We start from the raw sequence: 278 nt of genomic DNA on the forward strand, positions 1-278 counted from the left end.
AGGTTGGAAAAGACCCGGCGCAGCAATGGCAGATGCGCGACGAAGGCTTCCTCGTCGAGCGAGGCCAGCCACGCATCGACGGCGGCGCGCAGGCCCTCGTCATAGATCAGCCTCTGGCCGGCGCCGCTGAAGAAACCTTCAAAGAAGGCGGCGGCATCGAGAACAGTCGTTCCTGGCGACAGGCGCTTCGCCAGCAGATCGGCCGTGGCTTCGGCGGAGAGCCGCCCTGCCTCGTAGAGCAGATGCGCCGCGCAGCCGGCCACGAGCGCCGTCGAGCG

The 278-nt window shown here is 68.0% G+C and carries 1 protein-coding gene; it reads right to left on the reverse strand.

Annotated elements, in window-relative coordinates; all coding sequences use genetic code 11:
* Positions 1-278, reverse strand: a 278-nt coding sequence (locus tag EN859_RS37860) for a DUF5682 family protein (protein WP_245525910.1), incomplete at both ends; no start/stop codon positions are given.

The sequence above is a fragment of the Mesorhizobium sp. M00.F.Ca.ET.216.01.1.1 genome, from assembly GCF_004010325.2.
Classification (GTDB): domain Bacteria; phylum Pseudomonadota; class Alphaproteobacteria; order Rhizobiales; family Rhizobiaceae; genus Mesorhizobium.